Origin of the sequence: Pseudoalteromonas sp. NZS127_1, from assembly GCF_015864295.1 — a bacterium.
GTDB lineage: Bacteria > Pseudomonadota > Gammaproteobacteria > Enterobacterales > Alteromonadaceae > Pseudoalteromonas > Pseudoalteromonas arctica.
Genome location: NZ_JADYXO010000016.1, coordinates 79,438 through 99,891, shown reverse-complemented (window position 1 = coordinate 99,891; position 20,454 = coordinate 79,438). Strand labels below are relative to the sequence as shown.

Annotated in this window: 14 protein-coding genes and 2 pseudogenes; 6 read left to right on the top strand and 10 right to left on the bottom strand. The window is 37.6% G+C overall.

All coding sequences use genetic code 11. The annotated features are described in order from the left end of the window. Nucleotides 1-358 precede the first annotated feature (358 nt). The 3 genes from I6F50_RS14585 to I6F50_RS14575 are packed head-to-tail and all read left to right on the top strand — an operon-like array spanning nucleotide 359 to nucleotide 2,885. On the top strand, nucleotides 359-1,468 hold the full coding sequence (locus tag I6F50_RS14585; protein ID WP_007584000.1) for a YjgN family protein: 1,110 nt from the start codon (nucleotides 359-361) through the stop codon (nucleotides 1,466-1,468). Between the two features lie 9 nt (nucleotides 1,469-1,477). After that, nucleotides 1,478-2,500 (top strand): M48 family metallopeptidase, encoded by a 1,023-nt coding sequence (locus tag I6F50_RS14580; RefSeq protein WP_165741354.1) that lies wholly within the window; start codon nucleotides 1,478-1,480, stop codon nucleotides 2,498-2,500. After that, nucleotides 2,487-2,885: a DoxX-like family protein gene (locus I6F50_RS14575; protein WP_165728888.1), complete on the top strand. Its 399-nt coding sequence runs from the start codon at nucleotides 2,487-2,489 to the stop codon at nucleotides 2,883-2,885. Before I6F50_RS14580 ends, I6F50_RS14575 begins: the two co-directional genes overlap by 14 nt. 55 nt (nucleotides 2,886-2,940) lie before the next feature. Here I6F50_RS14575 and speB read toward each other — a convergent pair whose 3' ends face one another. The 6 genes from speB to I6F50_RS14545 form a co-directional block, all read right to left on the bottom strand. Continuing rightward, entirely contained in the window at nucleotides 2,941-3,864 is a 924-nt protein-coding gene (speB, locus tag I6F50_RS14570) for an agmatinase (protein ID WP_007583987.1), read from the bottom strand. 3 nt (nucleotides 3,865-3,867) lie between these two features. Continuing rightward, nucleotides 3,868-5,781 carry a biosynthetic arginine decarboxylase gene (gene speA / locus I6F50_RS14565; RefSeq protein WP_165728889.1) on the bottom strand — a complete coding sequence of 638 codons (1,914 nt, stop codon included), beginning with the start codon at nucleotides 5,779-5,781 and terminating at the stop codon, nucleotides 3,868-3,870. 915 nt (nucleotides 5,782-6,696) lie between these two features. After that, nucleotides 6,697-7,029 (bottom strand): YnfA family protein, encoded by a 333-nt coding sequence (locus I6F50_RS14560; RefSeq protein WP_039489462.1) that lies wholly within the window; start codon nucleotides 7,027-7,029, stop codon nucleotides 6,697-6,699. 77 nt (nucleotides 7,030-7,106) lie between these two features. Then, nucleotides 7,107-7,976: an MYG1 family protein gene (locus I6F50_RS14555; RefSeq protein ID WP_197176562.1), complete on the bottom strand. Its 870-nt coding sequence runs from the start codon at nucleotides 7,974-7,976 to the stop codon at nucleotides 7,107-7,109. Between the two features lie 244 nt (nucleotides 7,977-8,220). Beyond that, nucleotides 8,221-8,682 carry a GNAT family N-acetyltransferase gene (locus I6F50_RS14550; protein WP_165728892.1) on the bottom strand — a complete coding sequence of 154 codons (462 nt, stop codon included), beginning with the start codon at nucleotides 8,680-8,682 and terminating at the stop codon, nucleotides 8,221-8,223. 187 nt (nucleotides 8,683-8,869) lie between these two features. Then, the gene (locus tag I6F50_RS14545) at nucleotides 8,870-11,134 is read right to left on the bottom strand and encodes an EAL domain-containing protein (RefSeq protein WP_197119609.1); all 2,265 of its coding nucleotides are present in this window, start codon (nucleotides 11,132-11,134) and stop codon (nucleotides 8,870-8,872) included. Nucleotides 11,135-11,426: 292 nt separating this feature from the next. On the opposite strand from I6F50_RS14545, the pseudogene I6F50_RS20330 reads away from it, so the two are divergent. Both I6F50_RS20330 and cysZ (I6F50_RS14540) read left to right on the top strand, forming a co-directional pair. Then, nucleotides 11,427-11,700: pseudogene (locus tag I6F50_RS20330) on the top strand (EI24 domain-containing protein); the annotation flags it as partial. 159 nt (nucleotides 11,701-11,859) lie between these two features. Continuing rightward, a pseudogene (cysZ, locus tag I6F50_RS14540) lies at nucleotides 11,860-12,247 on the top strand (sulfate transporter CysZ); the annotation flags it as partial. A 765-nt stretch (nucleotides 12,248-13,012) separates the two neighbouring features. On the opposite strand, the gene I6F50_RS14535 reads toward cysZ (I6F50_RS14540), so the two are convergent. Together I6F50_RS14535 and I6F50_RS14530 are read right to left on the bottom strand one after the other, a co-directional pair. Then, a complete protein-coding gene (locus I6F50_RS14535; protein WP_197176561.1) occupies nucleotides 13,013-14,572 on the bottom strand; it encodes a BCCT family transporter in 1,560 nt (519 codons plus the stop codon). A gap of 558 nt (nucleotides 14,573-15,130) precedes the next feature. Beyond that, on the bottom strand, nucleotides 15,131-15,484 hold the full coding sequence (locus tag I6F50_RS14530) for a YkgJ family cysteine cluster protein (RefSeq protein ID WP_011327756.1): 354 nt from the start codon (nucleotides 15,482-15,484) through the stop codon (nucleotides 15,131-15,133). A 334-nt stretch (nucleotides 15,485-15,818) separates the two neighbouring features. Here I6F50_RS14530 and cysZ (I6F50_RS14525) point away from each other — a divergent pair, with 334 nt between their 5' ends. Then, nucleotides 15,819-16,547: a sulfate transporter CysZ gene (cysZ, locus tag I6F50_RS14525; protein WP_165742180.1), complete on the top strand. Its 729-nt coding sequence runs from the start codon at nucleotides 15,819-15,821 to the stop codon at nucleotides 16,545-16,547. 72 nt (nucleotides 16,548-16,619) lie between these two features. Here cysZ (I6F50_RS14525) and I6F50_RS14520 read toward each other — a convergent pair whose 3' ends face one another. Continuing rightward, complete coding sequence (locus I6F50_RS14520) at nucleotides 16,620-17,141, bottom strand: hypothetical protein (RefSeq protein ID WP_165728896.1); 522 nt, start codon at nucleotides 17,139-17,141, stop codon at nucleotides 16,620-16,622. A 1-nt stretch (nucleotide 17,142) separates the two neighbouring features. After that, a complete protein-coding gene (locus tag I6F50_RS14515) occupies nucleotides 17,143-20,451 on the bottom strand; it encodes a hypothetical protein (protein ID WP_197176560.1) in 3,309 nt (1,102 codons plus the stop codon). Nucleotides 20,452-20,454 lie beyond the last annotated feature (3 nt).

Below are 20,454 nucleotides of genomic sequence, written 5' to 3'. Positions count from 1 at the left end.
AGCTGTAAAACCTAAATAAATTTACATCCTCACTACTCTTACAATCTATTATTTTGGCATATAAATCAATTAGCTTAATTGTACGTAGGTGTGCTTAATACATAATTAATGCCATTACATTTAAGCAGCATTAACTATGTATAGTAGCTAAATCGCATATTAAAAAGCTAAAGATCCCAGTTACCAGCCAAATAAATAAAACCAGCGAGGTTTATTTATAAAAAAGTATTAGAGTATTTAACTCAATACTTAAAACGCCTATTTATGGCTGTTTACAGAAGGGTGAGATAATTATAAACATTGAATTTTGCACTAAAAATGGGTAAATTAACAAAAAAACAACATGGATATAATTTTAATGGAATCAATACACCCTACCCCATCTGAAACAACCCCACCAATAAATGAGCCTGCTGAACCAATTTTTAGCGGAAAAGTGCAGTTTAGTGGTAAAGGCGGTGAGTTTTTTGGAATTTGGATTGTAAATATATTACTTAGCGTTATTACGCTTGGCATATACTCAGCGTGGGCTAAAGTACGTACGCATCGCTATTTTTACGGCCACACCCGTATAGATGGTCATAGCTTTGACTACCTAGCAACGCCAATACAAATTTTAAAAGGTCGGATTTTAGCGGTTATTGTATTTTTTATTTATACATTTTCTATTAGCTTTATGCCTATTTTAGGCCTGTTTATTGCTCTTGGTTTTATCTTTTTAATGCCATGGATTATTAACCAAGGTTTACGTTTTAATCTGCGTATGACCCGCCATCGTAATGTTCGCTTTGCTTTTAAAGGCAGCTATGGCGAAGCCTTTGTTAACTTTATACTTTTACCTATTGCCAGCATATTTACGCTTTATTTATTAATGCCTTACGTTATAAAACGTATTGATAGCTATATCCATAGCAATATTAGTTATGGCGACAAACCGCTTACTGTAAATCTAAAAGGCGAAACCTATTACTTAACAGCGCTTATTTGCTTTGTAGTGAGCTCTATCACCATGGTGGTATTTATGGGGATTTTAGGATTATTTGGCCTCAACTTAGTAGATATTGAAAATCAACAAAATTTAGAAAACTCTGCAGCTATGGTTATGCTTCCTATCTTTATGATGATTGCCTATGTGCTAATGATTGCCATTGTTTCTGCTGTATGGCACGCCGCTATTAGAAATCACATTTTTGATAACAGCTATTTTGAAGGCGTTGCTACATTTAAATCAGAGCTAAAACCAATTCCTTTCGCTGTTTTACTATTAACTAATATGTTGGCTATTGTATTTTCTTTAGGCCTTGCATACCCATGGACAAAAGTACGTACATCAAAAATGCTCGCTGATGTAACTAACGTCACTATTTATCCTGGTGCATTAAACCTAATTGATACCGCGCAAGAACAGCAATCATCATTTGCTGAGGAAGCTGCAAACGTATTTGATATTGACCTTTCTCTAACTTAAGAGCTCACTATGCATGTAAAGGGACATTTTTTCCCCATCGCATCGAGTAACTATCAAGTGTGTGTTGCAACTATTAGCGACACACACATTGAAGTTATCAACGATGAACACGTTATAGCTCGCCACGCAATCTCAAGTCTAAAATTAAGTTCGGGGATGGCAGGACTTGCCGACGAACTAAACTTTGAAGATGGCAGTCGTTTTATTCCTCAAGATGTAAGTTACAGATGGCCATTTAAAGAAAATAACCATCACATAATGGAGCGCCTTGAAAAAAGTAAATGGGCAATTTTAGCTGCAGTCATATTTACACCGCTTTTTATGTGGTTAGTACTTTATAAAGCGGTACCGGCCATTGCTGTTTACAGTGTTGATACCTTGCCACGAAATGTTGTGGAACAAATGGGGGAGCAAAGCTTTACACTAATTAAAAAGATTGCGCTTGACCCAAGCGAGCTGCCCGCAGAGCAACAAGCTAAAGTACAAGCGCATTTTACAAGTATGCTTAATGCGTTATCGCTTGATCAATCGGTTTATAGATTATCGTTTTATAAATCAGACAGCTTTGGTGCTAACGCGTTTGCACTACCCCATGGTCGTATCGTGGTCACAGATGATTTAGCAAATTTACTTGCCGATAAACCCAATGCACTAAAAGCGGTATTGCTACACGAGATGGGCCATGTAGTCCACCAGCATAGCGTACGTATTACAGCACAATCTGCCGCAAGTACGATTGTGCTAGCGGTTGTATTTGGTGATTTAGAAGGGGTTGCAGAGGTTGCATTAGGTACGGGTGCATCGTTTGCTCAGCAAGGGTTTTCACGAGATATGGAACGCGAGGCAGATACCTTTGCACTCATTCAATTAGAGTCGCTTGGGTATTCGAGTAATGATTTTGCTGATGCAATAGAAGCGCTGCAAGAAAGCCATACCAGCGAAAACGAGCACCTCGAAAAAGTAAATGACTTTTTAGAGTATTTATCTAGCCACCCAAGTGCACAAGAGCGTATTAATAATGCTAGGAAATAATCGCGGTTATATTCAACTTGCTCGTTACATAGTGAGTTTAAGTTGGATATATCATGGCTTTTTTCCAAAGCTTTATCATATTGCACCACTTGAAAAATTAATGACTGGCAGTGCTGGTTTTTCAGCAGAAGTGTCTGACTTAATTACACGTTCGGCGGGTTTTGGCGAAATTATATTTGGATTGTGTTTATTTGTGTTTTATAAAAATAAACACTTAGTAATTTTAAATATTTTAGCATTAATTGGCCTTCTACTCGCTGTAGTTGCAGTGCAGCAACAATTGCTTATTGAAGCATTTAACCCTGTAACTACTAACCTGCCTCTTATTGGGCTAAGCGTTATTTGGTTAAAGGAAATTAAGCTGCTGAATAATCGATACCTCTAAGTAAAAAAAGGGTATGCAAGCGCATACCCTTTTTTGTAGTATTTAATTTGTAAAATTAGTACTTATTTTTATGCGTCCACAAATGCAGTAATTCGCTCGCAATGGTTGCTGCGGCAATTGCGGTAAGCTCACTTTGGTCGTACGAAGGTGATACTTCTACCACATCCATACCTACCATGTTTATGCCTTTTAGCGCACGCAGTACTTTAAGTACTTTATCTGACGTTAAACCACCGCACACAGGAGTGCCTGTACCAGGCGCAAACGCAGGGTCTAAACAATCTATATCAAACGTTAAGTAAACAGGTAGGTCACCTACTCGTTCAAGTATTTGCGCTGCAATATCATTTGCATGTAAATCGTTGGCTTGCATTGCATCAATCACAGCAAACTCATGTTTACTTTGATCAAAGTCGGTACGAATACCTATTTGTATACTGTGCTCAACATCAATCAGCCCTTCCATTGGTGCATGATAAAACATAGTGCCGTGATCAAAACGCGAGCCATTGCTATAGGTATCGGTGTGCGCATCAAAGTGCACTAACGCCATTTTGCCATGTATTTTTGCATGAGCGCGTAATAGCGGAAGCGTCACAAAGTGATCGCCCCCTAAACCTAATAGCGTTTTACCTTGGCGAAGTATTTGCTCAGCAGCCATTTCTAGTTGCGCAGTAAAATACTCAGGATCGCCAACAGGGTAAGTAAAGTCCCCTGCGTCTGCCACTTTTAAACGCTCAAATAACGGGAACGTCCACGGGTACTTAGTGTCTTCCCATGCTAAATGAACCGACGCACGACGAATCGCATCCGGACCTAAACGTGCACCAGGGCGACCCGATGTCGCTAAATCAAACGGTAAGCCTAAAACGACTACGTCTGCATCAATTGCATTAATATTTTGCACCATAGGACGACGCAAAAACGTCATCCCATTTGAGTACAATGAGTGATCTGCGTGACCAAACAAAGTCGACATTACTTATAACTCTTCTAAATAAGTGTAGCCATCAAGGCCGCTTTGCAACTCGTCTAAAACGCTTTGCTGTTCGTGTTTTTCAATTTTAGTGCTTACTAACTGCTCGTATGATTGCTGAAAACTTTCAACATCTAAATGTACATAGCGCATCATATCGGCAACAGTGTCGCCTTGGTTTATCTCGGTAATACTTGCAACGCCTTGCTCATCCATATTAACAATTGCGCTGTGCGTATCGCCAAACAAGTTATGCATGTCACCTAGAATTTCTTGATAAGCACCCACCAAGAAAAAGCCCATTAAATAAGGTTTATCAGCGCTAAACTCTGGTACAGGTAGTGTGCTTTCAATGCCTTGTCCATCTACGTAATGCTCAAGTGCACCGTCTGAATCACAGGTTATATCAAGTAATACAGCACGTTTTTTTGGTGCTTCAGTTAAGCCACTTAATGGCAATACCGGAAACACTTGATCAATGCCCCATGCATCTGGAAGCGATTGAAATAACGAAAAGTTTACAAAAAACTTATCGGCTAAACGTACGTTTAACTCGTCAATAATAGGACGATGAAAACGGTTTTTGTTATCCATGTGCTTGTTAAGTTCATAACAAATACGAATATTAATTTGTTCAGCCCACGCACGCTGCGCTAAGTCTAATAAACCGAGTGCAAATTGGTTATGCGCTTCAGCTAAATCACCTTGGCTGTCGTGATAAATTTCAATTAATGCACGGTCATCCGTTAAATCAGTTAATTGCACAAACGATGCCCACATGTTTTTTAATAAAAGTGGTGCATCTGCCGCTGGCGCTACTAACTCTTCTGGCGTGTAACTTTCAGTACCAATAACATTAGAAATAAGCACAGCATGATGCGCTGTAAGCGCACGACCCGACTCAGAAATAATAGTCGGCATTGGTTGCTCATATTGCTTACATGTATCACCAATGGTGTACACAATGTTATTTGCATATTCAGCTAAGCTGTAATTCATAGAGTTATGCGATTGGCTACGTGTGCCGTCGTAATCAACAGCTAATCCACCACCTACATCAAGGCAATCAATTTCTGCGCCTAACTTACGTAGCTCACAGTAAAAACGCGCCGCTTCGCTTACACCTAAACGTACGTCACGAATGTTCGCCATTTGTGACCCTAAGTGAAAATGTACTAGCTGAAGTAAATCAAGCTGGTTTGCGTCTTTTAAACGATTAACTACATGCAAAACTTGCGATGCAGATAGACCAAATTTTGATTTTTCGCCGCCACTCGCTTGCCATTTACCTTTACCTTGCGATGCTAAACGTACACGAATACCAATGCGTGGTTTTACGTTAAGCTCTTTTGCTTGGCTAAGTACCATGTCTAGCTCAGAAAGCTTTTCAAGTACGATATACACTTTATGACCTAGCTTTTCGCCAATAAGTGCTAAACGTACGTATTCTTTATCTTTGTAGCCGTTACATACAATAACCGCGCTGGTTTTTTCAGCCAGTGCTAGTACCGTAAGTAGTTCAGGCTTGCTGCCTGCTTCTAAACCAAGTTGCTTTTTTTCTACTTGTGCTTGGCTTGCTACTATTTCTTCAACCACTTCACGTTGTTGGTTTACTTTTATTGGGTAAACTAATAGGTAGTCTTTAGGGTAACCATAGTTTTCAATCGCAGTATTAAATGCGCCGCATAAGCTGTGTACACGATGGTGTAAAATTTGCGGAAAACGAACTAAAGCAGGTAAGCTTAAACCTTTCTCTTGTAGTTGCTTTGCGATATCTGTTAATGCAATGGTTTGCTCTGGTGCATGAGCCTTGGGTGCAACATACACATCACCTTGATCATTAATACCAAAAAAACCTTGGCTCCAATGACGAACATTGTAGCTCGTACGAGCTTGTTCTAGTGATGTTGTTTCTTTCATTTATCTTTCTCTTTTATTTAATTAATGCCGACTCGGCTAGTGCCGCGCATTAAAAGAAAAATAGACATTCAAGTCCAACAAGTATTTTTACTCGTAACGAGTGATTTTTAATATTGATAAAACGACCAATCACGTATTGCTCTCTAGCGTATATAAAATATGGCGTTGATGACTATTAAAGATAAGGAAAGTTGTAAAAGTGACAATTTTAAAATCACTTATTATAAATTTTATTAGCAAAAATGAGCTGCCCGAGTAAATTAAGGACGTGCAACCTCTTCGCCCGATATTTCTGGCTGTTCAGCCAGTTTATTGTGGTTAAGTAATACATATATATTTTTTTTAATATATGGGTAAATTTGTCCCCCTAAAACGTTCAACGTCAATCTAAAAAAACATAACCGTTCATCAATACTTATAGTGAGTATTCATATCAATAAAAATAAATACAATTTCACCTTCAATACATTTTTGCTGCTGGGGTTTTGGTAGCCTATAAATAAAAAACGCAAAAAAAAGATAGCTAGCTGCTATACATGCAAAAATAATCACAAGACATGAAATGTTCATCTTTTTCCTTATTTGAAAAAAGCGCTAGTTAGGTATTCAAATTAAAACTTTAGAGCATCTTATTACAGTAAATAGATAATTAGCGTGCGGGATTTTGTGACGTTTTAATAAGGGTAAGGTAACCATTCTTGCCAATTAAAGCTTTCGTTATACATCTCATCAACTATATCCATATACTCTGACTTTGTTAGCTAAGAGGTACGCTTGCCTCTCTTTTGGGCTCATATAGGCAAGCCAATAAGGGAGATAACCTGGGTAGTCTACCCCAAACATATCTTCAAAAAATCGGCTTTCAGGAAGCTCAAGGGTGATTTCATTATGAGTAAGCTTTGGCATGTCTTTGAATCAAATAGACTTTGGGGCGAACATAATTATCGCCATACCTAGCAGTGCTACTAAACCACCGATAATATCCCACATAGTAAGCTTTACGCCATCAACAACCCATAACCATAATAGCGCAACACAAATATATACGCCGCCATAAGCTGCATACACGCGCCCTGCTGCAGTAGGATGTAAAGATAGCAACCATGCAAATAGTGCCAAACTTAAAGCCGCTGGAATTAAAAGTAAAATACTTTTATCTTGCTTAAGCCAAAGGTAAGGCAAATAACAACCCACTATTTCTGCTAAGGCTGTAATAGTAAAAAGTGCGATTGTTTTTAGTTCAAACATAATGCTCCACGCTAAGATAACAAGCATAACAATCTATATAAATTGTTATGCTTAGTATTCGTTATGAATCTGCGTTGTTATTCGCTAAGCGCCATGGTGGCAAGTTTCATTGTGCTTTCAAACGACTTGGTACCCGCTATAAATAAACCGTTGTGACAGAACACGGCATCGGCAATACCTGTTTCATCTACAAACGCTTGATCAGATAAACCAGACCACGCTTTAGGCAACGATTTTCTATCTTCAAACGAGCCAGGCTCAACGGGTACTGTTTGTAATATCCATTGCCCAGAATGCGATGGGTAAACCATGTATAGTGCGTCACTTGATAAAATATGCACTGTTTTTTTCCACGGTGTGTATTTTTCAAGCACAATTACTCGGGCATCTTCTGCATTTTCAATTGCTTTAGCAACAATCGCTTTTGCATTTACACTACCGTGAGCTGAAGCGATAAAACGCGTTAGCATACGCGCTGCAAATTCAACGGCTTCATCAAAACAGGCATCAAAGTTACTTTCTTCTTCCCATGTAGGGTTAAACATTGAAATTGTTTGACTCAGCGTTATGCCCTCAACCACACCTTTTACGTAACCGCAGTCAATGGCATCAATAGTCGATACCAGGCCAGAGTCAACTCTATCTGCTACTGCTTGATTATCATTACAAAGCGTTAAACCGTACTTTTTCCAAATTAAACCAAATGATGAATAAGGAGTGCCATTTTCACGCTCACCCGCACCACCGCGTTGATGATGATCAAATCGACCTGTATCTGGGTTATATTCGCCGCCTACATCAACAACAATATCAGCACTTTCTATAAACGCTTTATCGCGAGTACGAACAAGCTTAAACGCTGGCAAAATATGTTTAAGTACCGCAATACTAAAAACGTCGTCTGCATGAAAATTACCATTGTGGGTTACTACTGTTATTTCGCTCATTGGTTTATCGCTACTATTAGAAAAGATAAAAATTCTCGCTTTGTAAGTTAATTACTAATTATCGAGACAGATTTTATACGAAGACAGGTGTTAAAAACAGTGAAGTATTTTTTGCTTATCTATAAAAGGAGTTTTCATAGTGATTAGTTTTAAGAATAGCGTTTATTGCAAGGTAATAATGGGTGATTGTAGGGAAGGATATTTACGACACATTAAACTTTAACATGCCGCAGAGCTAGTTAACTTATTGGCTAAGCCCTAACTCCATAAATACACTTTGTGGATTATCGACATATGAGCCAAAGCTGCCACAACGTTTAAAGCCTAAATTTTCATATAAACTGATCGATTTTATTTGCTTTGGGCCTGTCTCTAAACGTATTAACGGGATTTGCTTTTCACCAGCTTGATGCAATAAAATTTGCATAATACGTCTCGATAGCCCTTTACCACGATGGCTTGGTTTAACGTATAAACGTCTTATTTCGCCATAAGGTTGAGTATCAAATTTCTCGACAATCGCACCGCAGGCAATAATTCCCTCTTCGGTTTTTAAACCAATAGCATATACATTAGGTGAGGTTAATTCGTCTAACTCAAGAGACTGAGCTGTTGCAACAGGGTACAACGAATTTATAAGTCGGTCTATATCGTCAAATACGTTAACTACATCGGGATCACTTGGATTCAAATCAACTAACTGCATAAAGCTTCCATTCATTGTTATAAGTTTATTAAGCTTTAAATAATATATTTAAGCGGACGTAGCTTAGCACTGTTTAACAAAAAAATCTTTAGGGGAGCCCGCATTGTGAAATTTCATCACTAAGAGCAATAAATAATCCAGTACCAAAATGAGTAGTTAGATTATTGCTATTAAATTGCGTTGAGCTTTAAGTAATGAGATCGTGAGGCTTATTTTTAGCGTTATGCCATTTTAAATAGCGCTCCTTATCCATTGGTTTTGCGATTAAATAACCTTGCATCGAATCAATGTTCATTTTTTTAAGTAAATCATATTGCTCAGCGGTTTCTACACCTTCTGCAACAACGGCCAAATTTAAGCTTTTCCCTAAGCTAATAATTGTTTGCGCGATATTAAAACCAATATCATTGTCTAAAATTTTATCTATAAAACTTTTATCTATTTTTAATTCTTTAACGGGAAACGCACTTAAGTAAGCTAAGCAAGAATACCCAGTTCCAAAATCATCAATAGAAAATATAAAACCCGCAGCAATAAGCTCTTTCATTTGTTTAATTGTATACTCTACATCACTTGAGAGCATTGACTCGGTTATTTCTAACTTAATTTGTGAAGCTCGAATATCAAACTCGCTTATAGTACTAAACAGCTCCTTTTTTAAATTTGATGAATTAAACTGACTTTGGCTAATATTAATTGAAACACAGAACGAATCGTCAATAGCGCTGGCTTCTTTAAGTTCATTAATTAAAATACATATATCGCGTAATACTACATTTTGTAGTTTTTGTATAAGTCCGTACTGCTCAGCTATAGGTATAAATTCATTTGGCGCTATAAGGCCTCTTTGCGGATGGTTCCATCTAATTAGCGCTTCAGCTCCAATAATATCTCCGCAAGTATTAACTTGTGGCTGAAAATAAGCACAAAACTCATCAGAAGCAATAGCTCTAACAATGTCGGTTTCAAGCTCGGTTTGCTTTTCAAGCAGTGTTTGCGACGCTGGATCGTAAAAGCTACTGCTGTTTCCGCCTTTCTTTTTAGAGCGATACATAGCAGTGTCGGCAAACTTTAATATATTGTCAGTTTGTGCGTTTACGCTGTCAATTAGGCAAATACCTATGCTGCAACTTACTTGAAAGGCAAGTTCGCCGACTTCAAAATTATCATGAAACACGCTCTGGATTTTTTTTGCCACGGATTCGCATTCATAAATTGCCTGCTTTGTATTTTCACCTATGTCTTCAAGTAAAATAATAAACTCATCGCCACCGGCTCTAGCTAACGTGTCTGAGCTTTTGATTATGGCGTTTAATCTTTTTGATAGCTCTACAAGCACTTCGTCTCCAGCACTGTGCCCCAACGAATCATTAATACGCTTAAAGTTATCTAGGTCTAAAAATAATAAAGCTCCAATATTTTTTATACTTTTGATGCTCTCTACGCACGTATTTAACCTATCGCTAAGCATTCTTCTATTTGGCAAATTGGTGAGTGGGTCATAAAATGCAAGCTTATGAACTTCTTGCTCTGCTTTTTTCCTTATTGAAATATCCCTGGCCATCCATACAATATGCCGTTTTGTCGGGTTCTCAGGATGGTAATGATCTAAAGCAGCGGCTCGTCCTTCAAAAACTATACTCCCCTTCGGGACATTTAATTCATATTCAAATATTTGCATATCGTTAGTCGACAACGTTTTTGCAATGACTGCCATTATCATTTGCGCATCTTTTTGAGGAAGTAAGTCTTTAACATTTTGACCAATAATATCCATGGTCGAATCAAGCAGTAACTCATTAGAAGTACCATAAACATCGGTATATATGCCGTCTTCACTTAAAATGAGGATGAGATCGGGCATTACTTTGGTAAAGGCTTTAAATTTTTCATTACTGTGCTGTAAATTAGCGACAAGCTGTTTTGCCTTCTCAAATTCGTTACTTTTCTCAAGAGCAATACTTGAAAAGTGTACAAAAAAATCTATTAATTCTAACTCTTGCTCTGATGGGGCTTTAGGGCTGCTGTGATAGATAGCAAAGGTGCCTAACAAATCAGCTTGAGTTGACATAATAGGCGTTGACCAACATGACTTAAGATCAAACTTTAACGCTAAGTCTTTAAAATCCACCCACAGTGGTGAAGTTTCAATATTTTCTACAATTATGCGCGATTTCGAAAATGCAGCAGTACCACATGAACCCACTTTTGGCCCTATGTAAACTCCATTAAGCAAACCACAGTACTCTGGATGAATATTAGGGGCTGCACAATGAAAAAGCTGCTCGCCTTTAGCTGATAAAATGGAACACCTAGCAGATTCATCATCCATAATTTTTTCTATCGATAAACAAATTTCAGTAAGCACCTCATTTAAAGGTGCCCCTAATGCAATTTTAGATAAAATGCCTTGCTGGTGAGATAATAACTTTTTTAACCTGTCCGTACCCATTTTCACTTGCTCGCATTATTTATACATATTGATACAACAAAAGCCTCAAGCAGATGCTTTTTTACTATGTAGTAAAGTTCAGTATAGTCATGATTAGTAGGTTATTATTTTACTAATAAAAAACTAATCTGGCCTATTTTGATCAATCATAATTGCATATTACTAAACATCTGTAGTTACCATATAACCAAAATAGCAACATTAAAGCTAACACTTTGTTACCTAAAAATACTGTTTAAAATTACTCAGCTATTTATACAAGTGCAAATGGAAAATATTTTTTGAGGTAGCTGTGCAGATCATACAAGGTATGGAATATTTTTTCGGGATTTAAATTAATTAGCCAAAAAGGGTTAAAGCGTTTTGTACTCATCCCGCTTTTAGTTAATGTTTTAGTATTTGGTAGCTCGTTGTTTTTTATTTTTCTGGTTAAGCGACTGTTTTAGATGCATAAATAATATACTACCCGAGTGGTTAAGCTGGCTTGAGTGGTTAATGTGGCCAATCGCAGTTTGGTCGTATTATTTGGCTACAGCATGCTATTTACTATAATCACTAATTTTATTATACCAATCTGCTTATATATGGGGTCTATTTAACGTTAAAAAAATTACGCTAGAACTAGGCAAAAATTTTTGTATCTAGTTGTTCTAAATAAAAAATTTTTAACGACGTTGTAGTGCAATTTGATTCGTTAAATTGATCAAAGATTTATGCAGGTTGGTATTACAGCCCCATTCAATGCTTTATTAAGCGAAAAAGTTGAGCTTTATTTAACGGGCCAAAAAATTAGCGATATGGCTTTTCTGAATTAGTTAAAGATGTACCTGGAATGCTTGCCCGTGAGTGTACAAAGCTGTGCTACTACCCTCTATGCACTATTGGATTTTTTATATTACTTTGGGTTTTATTAGTCAAGTATTATGGGGTTTATTTACGTGTTGGATGTGTGCGGTGCAATACGAAGACTATGCGTTTGATAACCATAAAATTGACTTTAAGCAGATGAAAGACGATTTAAAAGCTAAGCAAGGTGTATCGTACGGATTTGGTTTTGCTGTTATGTTATTAACCGCTATACCATTTATAAACTTAATCGTTATGCCTATTTGCTGTGTGATTATGCTCACCGAGCCTTTAATTTTAATCCTTGCTTTAACCCTTATTGCTGGTGCTGCTGCACTGCAAAGTTTACTTGGTTTTGGCTTAGGGGTTATTGCTACGCCAATTTTAGTATTGATTAATCCTGCTTTTATACCCGCCCCTATTTTGCTTCTAGGGCTAGGCTTATCGCTATTAAGTACACTAAATAATAAAAAGAACATACAGATTAGTCGTATTAGCATTACTTTATACGGGCGTTTTAGGTAGACGTTACCCTAGCTATAGCCGCGGTGTAACCAACTTAATAACCTCTGATGACAAGCAAGCGTTAACCATTATTTGTAGTTCAAGGGTCGATTTAATACCAATCTGCTTATATACGGGGTCTATTTAACGTTAAGAAAATTACGCTAGGACTAGGCAAAAATTTTTGTATCTAGTTATTCTAAATAAAAATTTTTTAACAACGTTATAGTGCAATTTAATTCGTTAAATTGATCAAATATTTATGCAGGTTGGTATAACTACCTCACTTAAAAGTGATAACAGTTATATGATTAGCGCTGAAAAATTGAAAAAAACAAAAATTACTCAGTTAATCATGGGATCGGAATTGACGAAGATATTTGGCTAAAAATAAATTATCTCGGTATGGGGGTCTTGGTAGAAAACCCCGACCACTCTAGACTCGATGCAGGGGGCGCTAATCTATAAATAAGATTGATTACCTCACGTTGGGCAATCAATCCTTTATTTAGCTTTAATACCTATTGCTTATAAACCTTGCTCAGTAGCCATTTTTTTCGCAATTTGTGGGGCAATCCAAAGTGATGGTAACAACACAAATGATACAGGTACGGCGGTTACTACAATAAACGACTGCAGTGCAGAAATACCACCTGAACCTATCGAAATTAATATTGCTGCCATAACCCCCATCATAATGCCCCAAAACACTCTAACGGGTGTTTGCGGATGATCGTTACCCGTCATTACCATAGATACCGAGTAGGTCATGGAGTCACCTGTGGTTGCTACAAATATTGTGGTTAAAATTAAAAACAACACCGATATAACAAAGCCCATAGGCAGCTGCTCAGTAATAGCCAACAGTGCAGCGGGTAAATTTAAGCCCGCAAAGGGTTCTGAAATAACACCCGGGTTTGCTAACTCAAAAAATATACCTGAACCACCCACTATCGTAAACCAAAAACAAGTAATAACAGGAGCAATTATTGAGATAAGCGTGATCATTTCGCGAATAGTACGACCGCGTGAAATTCGTGCAACAAACATAGCCATTAAAGGTCCATAACCTAAAAACCAGCCCCAAAAGAATACCGTCCACCAGTCTAACCAGGCGGTATCGGCACGAAAAGTGGCCATAGGAATAAAGTTATTAATATAAAGCCCAAACGAATGAATATAGCTATCAAAAATAAAAGCTGTAGGCCCCATCAGCAAAATAAACAGCATTAACGCTACGGCTAAAATTACATTAAAGCGACTGAGTAATTGAATTCCTTTAGTGACGCCACTTACAGCAGATAGAGTATAAATTGCAATTAAACCAAATAAAATAGCCACTTGAGTGGTGTAAGTATCTGGAATACCAAATAGCTTTTCTAAACCAAAACTTACTTGCAACCCTAAAAAACCAATAGGGCCTACCGTGCCTGCTACTACAGCTATAACACAACACGAATCGACAATAGCACCAAATGCGCCTTTCATTACGCGCTCACCAAATACCGGATACAACAAAGTACGTGGCTTAAGCGGTAAACCTTTTTCGTAATGTAAATGCATATAAACTATGCCTGTAAGGCTGCCTAAAATAGCCCAGGCTAAAAACCCCCAATGCATAAAGCTTTGCGCTAAAGCATTAAATGCAGCCTCTTTAATCCCTGACTCACCACCAAAAATTGGCGGCGGCGAAATAAAATGCGCCATGGGCTCAGCAGCAGCCCAAAACACCCCACCACCAGCAAGGAGTGTACACATAATAATGCTGATCCACTTAAAGGTGTTAATCTCTGGCTTTTTTAAACCACCTAATACCACTTTTCCGGTACGTCCAAAGGCTAAAAACAACCCAATTATAAAGGTCGAAAGCAATAATATTTGCCAAAAGGCACCAAACGTCTTAGTAGAAAAAGCAAAGGCGGTATTGATCCAACTCGACATCAAATCAATATCATAAAGTGCTAGCACAGCAAATAGCACAAGAATGCCACCACTGATTAAAAATACCGGTATATCTACCCCTACCAAATACTTTATTGTAGATGAATGCTCATCCTCATGTTGTTTTGTTACTCCAGTAGTGCTCATTTATCGTCTCTTGATGGATTTTTAGTTACCGACATAGCGACATACCACAACACCCACCCTAAATACGAAATGAAGCGACGCGAATCAAAAGGTTAAATTATCTTTCGATCTTACTTTATTCCGAGTTTAGAAAATGCCATAACAAATATCTTAACTGCCAACTTGTAAATATTTTACCCTTTTCAGCCACCTAATCCAACGGTACTCTAATTATTAATAGTGAATTTACACAATAGTAAAGCCTTGCTTACAGCTATTTTTAATAATAAACAAATATAAAACAACAATTTTGAAGGGGTTAGGAAAACAGAAATAGCAATATAAATAAAGAGATGGAAAATACAGCGATAGAACAAGATACATAAGGCTAAGTATATTAATAGTCAAATGCATAATTAATCTCGCAATATATTTAATATGTATTGATAGTATTTTTGTAAAAATAACTAAGATAATATTTTGGGTAAATTTATTGATAGTTTTTAAATTATTAGCAACGCGTATAACACACATAAAAAAGCGCTTAATAAGCGCCTATTACTTTAATAAATACGATACTTACACTAATACTTGACGCGTGTTTGCTATAAAGTGATGTACTTCGCGCTCAATTTTAGGGTCAACAGGCTCATCTGGTCGACGATCATTCGGGCAAGGCATTCTTGGCGTAGTACCAAATAAGCGACAAATTAATGGGCGCTCATCATATACAGTGCAGCCATTGGGGCCAAGATGCACACAATTGAACTCGTTTAACGCCGCTTCATGCTCCGCATCTGTTTTTACCGGTAAGCGCGACATTTCCTCTGAAGACGTTGTTACTGGCCCGCAGCAGTCGTGGCATCCTTTTACGCATTCAAACGCTGGAATATTAGCGCGCAATCGTAAAATTACTTCCTGATTTTTGTACATCACTATTTATACCCTTTATTTTTGCAACGCACTGACGCAGCAACTTTACTAATTTCTCCACAATGCATCAAAACGATGCCTAAGCCTAGAGTGGCTAGATCAGCTATAGTACGCTTTGCACTACCAAAAAATCAAGGTAAGTTAGCGCCTGGTTACGCCATAGAGCCAATGTATAAAGCTTGTAAACTAATTGTCGCTTATTAAGCTGGGAGAAAAAAATAGTAAACTGGCCGTTGTTATTACTTAACTTAAACACTTTGTTACCTAAAAATACTGTTTAAAATTATTAAGCTATTTATACTGTCACTAATGGTGAATATTTTTTGAGGTTACAGTGCAGATCACACAAGGTATGGAATATTTTTTTTCAGGATTTAAATTAATTAGCCAAAAGGGGTTAAAGCGTTTTGTACTTATCCCGCTTTTAATTAATATTTTGCTGTTTGGTAGTTCGTTGTTTTTCTTGTTTGGATGGTTAAGTGATAGCTTTAGCTACATTAACAACATGCTACCAGAATGGTTAAGCTGGCTTGAATGGCTAATGTGGCCAATTGCAGTATTAGTCGTGCTATTTAGCTATAGTATGCTCTTTACAGTCATCACTAATTTTATTGCAGCCCCCTTTAATGCTTTATTAAGCGAAAAAGTTGAGCTTTATTTAACGGGTCAAAAAATTAATGATGACGGCTTTGCCGATTTATTAAAAGATGTGCCTAGAATGCTTGGCCGTGAGTGGAAAAAATTATGTTATTACCTTCCTCGCGCTATTGGTTTTTTCATACTACTTTGGGTTTTACCTGTCATTGGCCAAATACTATGGGTTTTGTTTACCTGTTGGATGTACGCGGTGCAGTATGAAGACTATGCGTTTGATAACCATAAAATTGGCTTTAAGCAGATGAAAGACGATTTAAAATCTAAGCAAGGTTTATCATACGGGTTTGGTTTTGCTGTTATGTTATTAACGGCTATACCCTTTGTAAACTTAATAGTTATGCCTGTAGCTGTGTGTGGTGCAACACGTTTGTGGGTCGATAATTATCGACCAAAATACCGTAGTTAATTAAGAGGTTGCTGACTTTTCAATATTCAAAGGACACCGCACCCGAGATAAAAAAGCACCTAAGGTGCTTTTTTAATCTATTTTTAAAACAATAAACTCAAGCGATGCACGCCTTGGTAATGCGACGCTTTGTTTATCTACTTCTTCAAATTTTTTAATCAAAATACTAAAGCGCTGATTGTTAAAATTAACGGCTGTAACTTCACCAATTTTTATACTGTAGTTTTGCTGCTGATCAAACAGCTTTAGTGTTCGCCCTTTTATACGCTCTACGAATAAGTAAGGTGTTTGGTCTGGCATCTTTAAACGGATAACATTGATTTTACTTAACTCATGTACCGCCACCCAATTTTGACTCTGCATTAACGTATTATAACTACTAATGCCTTCAGGCTGATAAACAACATCTTGGCTTACAACGCATGCCTTACAGCCCTTTACTGATTCAACTCGCCAGTCAATAGCTGTATTTTTGTAATATAAATTGTCATTTTTTAGTAACCATTCACGTGCATTGTTAGTATCGCTACACGCTATTAGTAAGCTTAAAAAACTACTACCAACAATAAACTTAATACTTAACCCTAGTTTCATATTAATGCTCTTTAATTGCTTTTAACTCAGCAATAATTGCACTACTTGGCTGCGCTTCTTTTATATAACTGGGCAGCGTTTCAATATTAGTAGGTGAGCTTTGTAAATTATACACCTTACTATTATTAGTATTTGGCACGCCAAACCGATTACCTGCACTTTGCATATAAAACTGCAAATTAAGCATGCTCCACTCATTTACATCACTAAGCATTGATATTGTATTATCTTGATTAGTATCAAAGCTGGTTAAGCTTTCGGTGTTAATTGCATTACAGTTAAAATCAACAGGTAGTGAGGCATTTCGATTTAACCCCTGTGCTTCAAGTATTGTACTCTCATTTAAATCTGCTGAACTACCACTTGAATAATCAATAATAAAATCATCTGTAGAGCCTAAATGACTATTAGTATTTGGTGTAATATCGCAGCTAGCATTGCCTGGATAAAAACGCACATAATAACGATCGCCTTCGTTATTACCTATTGTTGATAAACCCGCTAATTGATATAAATAATTCATAGAGCTTAAATGATTAGGCTTAAAGTTAACCTCTTCATCGCCACCATGGTATAAGCCTAAGTTATGGCCTAGCTCATGAAAGATAGTTGATGCTTGATAATTATAAGTTACATTGGTTGCTATTTGCGTATCGAGCGTTAAGCCCCAGCCCCCCATGGTTACCATTAAATCATTACCGCTGATCTCAGCAATACCCGACCCACTAATACTGCCATCTTCATTTCCACTACTTGCCATTAATAAGTAATGAAAAATGGGTCTGCGGGTTATATCGGTATATTCCATTTTATAAGCAAATAAATTAGGGCTACTTAAATCGTACTCAAACGGAGTATAACTATTAAAAGGGACAACATTTCCGCCACCTAAATCAAAGTTTTGCAGCGCAATATCGCTATTTTGATCAAATAAGTCACCTACATCAAAATGAACGGTATAGCCTTTACTTGCAAATACACTAACAATTTTTTCAAGTGCTGTTCGATGAGGCGTTATTCCAACATCACTACTATCCATATAATCTATTTCAATAAATATATCTTTTTGTGAAGTACGCGCTCCCCATTCATATAAAGGCAGTCCACCAAATGTTGCCCCCTCTACCTCTGCGCAATCTGGAATACCGTCTTCATCATCATCTATTGAGCAAGTTATATCATTAGGCCCTGCCGGAGTATTGAATACTGAGTAGTTCCAGTCTGTATTTTGGTTAGTATCGGTTGCGCCGAGCGTACGCTTTAAGCTGGCGCCCTGCTCTGGCGGTATTTGTGCAGCATTTTCGCCTTGCCACTGCGAGGCTGTTACAGGCTCTTGGGTTGAATTTCCAAACTTAACAAAGTCGATAGTTTGTGTACCCGCACTATTAAGTAATTCTGCAAAACCATTTATGTACCAATAAGGCCTAATTTGATCATTCGCGCTACCAACAAGCACAAGCTTAGTGTTATTTAATGACGCACTTGCTAAAAAGTCATCGCCAAAGCGGCTTTGTAAAATAATATAGGCGCCATTTAAAAGCTCTTTATTAGGCAGCGTAAATATTTGCTCACCACTCAACGTACTATCAGACATATTAATACTGCGAGCTTTAAGAGAGTAGTCTTGTAAATTTACTGTCGCACCGGTGCCGTTATAAAGTTCAATCCAAGGTAAGTCATTACTAAATTGCACAGATGAAAGCTCTGTTATTTTTATATCTTGGCTAGAAGTTGTAAACGAGGTGGCAGTTTGCGCCAAAATAGTTGTGCTATCAAAATTAGCTAAATCAGCTGTAACACGAACAATATATTGAGTGTCTTCATCAAAGCTTGCGCTTAAATTTACAGTATGAAAATAAGTACTTGTGTCGCTGGTAGTACCCGACAAACTTTCAATAGTTAAGGCCAAGCAAGTAGTAAAATTATCTGCTGACACTTGTACGCTTCCAGTACAAGTACCACTGCTAGAGTTAACGGCTAAAGTACTCACGAGCATAATATCTGAAAATGTAATGCTAACAGGGCTATCTACAAATACTGGTTCATTACTATTTTGGGGCGTTACATTACTAATTGTAGCGGGCGTTGAATCAACAACGGTAACATTCAATACAAATTCAGTTGTGTCTTTTGTATCAGTCGCCGTTAACGTATAGCTTTGTGGAGTGATACTGTTTGCAGGAGGTGTGTAACTAAAACGTAAGGCTTGGTCATCAATAACACTGATTTGCGCTCCATTTAAATCATCACCAAAGTCAATCTGTACGCTATCGTTATCTGCGTCGCTAACCACTAAGCTAAATTCTGTGGCTTGGTTATATTGCACATTTATATTTACATCATCGGCAGTCGGTGGGTTATTTGGGGCTAATATTACAACTATTTTCTGGGCGTTATTTGTAGCGTTATCGTCATCGGTAACAGTTACTACAAACGTAACATTGGTATTTTGTGCAACAGTAGGCGCATTAAAACTAATACTTGTTTCTGTTTGGGTAAGTTCAACTACAGGGCCACTTGTTTGCTGCCAGGTTATGCTATTAATACTACCATCGCTGTCTTGTGCATCTGCAACTAGGGTTACACTGTCATCTTTTTCAGCTTCTTCTGGGCCTGTAACAATGACTGTTGGCGCGCTATTTACTTGATTAATTAAAACCGTTTTACTCGCTTGAGCGCTTTTACCGGCATTGTCAGTTACGGTTACGCTAAAGCCTAGCGTTGTATTTTCAGATACATTGGGGGCAGTAAAACTAAGTACACCATCTGATTGGCTAAAATCAACATTATCTCCCGCAGACTGAATCCAACTAATAGTGCTTATGGTTCCATCTGTATCTTGAGCGTTAGCAACTAAGCTTACTTGTGTGTTAGCAAGTGCACTACTTGGGCCTGTAATATTAACTGTAGGTGCATTATTTTGAGAAGTGATAGTGCCTGAAAATACTTGTTGTGCAGTAGCACCTGAATTATCAGTAACAGTAACTGAAAAACTAAAGGTCGTGTCAGTGGTTACACTCGGTGCAGTGGCTGTAAGCGTATTGCCATTAACAATAAATGTAAATTCAGGACCACTAAGTTGTTGCCATTGATAATTGGCTATTTGCCCGTCACTATCACTTGCAAGCGCAGTAATAGTAAACGATTGGTTAGAGACAATAACGTTACTACTAACAGAGAGCGTAACACTGGGCGCAGCGTTACCAGAGGGCGTAGTTGAATCACTACCATCTCCGCCGCCGCCACAACCTGTGATTAAAAGTGATAAAAAAAGTAAACTTAGCCATTTATTAATATTGTTTTTTACCACTTT

Coding starts and splice junctions, on each gene's coding strand:
- I6F50_RS14550 (WP_165728892.1), bottom strand. CDS start 8,682: ATGCAGTTAGTTGATTTGAATCCAAGTGATCCCGATGTAGTTAACGTA.
- speB (WP_007583987.1), bottom strand. CDS start 3,864: ATGTCGACTTTGTTTGGTCACGCAGATCACTCATTGTACTCAAATGGG.
- I6F50_RS14520 (WP_165728896.1), bottom strand. CDS start 17,141: ATGAAACTAGGGTTAAGTATTAAGTTTATTGTTGGTAGTAGTTTTTTA.
- I6F50_RS14545 (WP_197119609.1), bottom strand. CDS start 11,134: ATGGGTACGGACAGGTTAAAAAAGTTATTATCTCACCAGCAAGGCATT.
- I6F50_RS14560 (WP_039489462.1), bottom strand. CDS start 7,029: ATGTTTGAACTAAAAACAATCGCACTTTTTACTATTACAGCCTTAGCA.
- I6F50_RS14580 (WP_165741354.1), top strand. CDS start 1,478: ATGCATGTAAAGGGACATTTTTTCCCCATCGCATCGAGTAACTATCAA.
- I6F50_RS14575 (WP_165728888.1), top strand. CDS start 2,487: ATGCTAGGAAATAATCGCGGTTATATTCAACTTGCTCGTTACATAGTG.
- speA (WP_165728889.1), bottom strand. CDS start 5,781: ATGAAAGAAACAACATCACTAGAACAAGCTCGTACGAGCTACAATGTT.
- I6F50_RS14555 (WP_197176562.1), bottom strand. CDS start 7,976: ATGAGCGAAATAACAGTAGTAACCCACAATGGTAATTTTCATGCAGAC.
- I6F50_RS14585 (WP_007584000.1), top strand. CDS start 359: ATGGAATCAATACACCCTACCCCATCTGAAACAACCCCACCAATAAAT.
- I6F50_RS14535 (WP_197176561.1), bottom strand. CDS start 14,572: ATGAGCACTACTGGAGTAACAAAACAACATGAGGATGAGCATTCATCT.
- I6F50_RS14530 (WP_011327756.1), bottom strand. CDS start 15,484: ATGTACAAAAATCAGGAAGTAATTTTACGATTGCGCGCTAATATTCCA.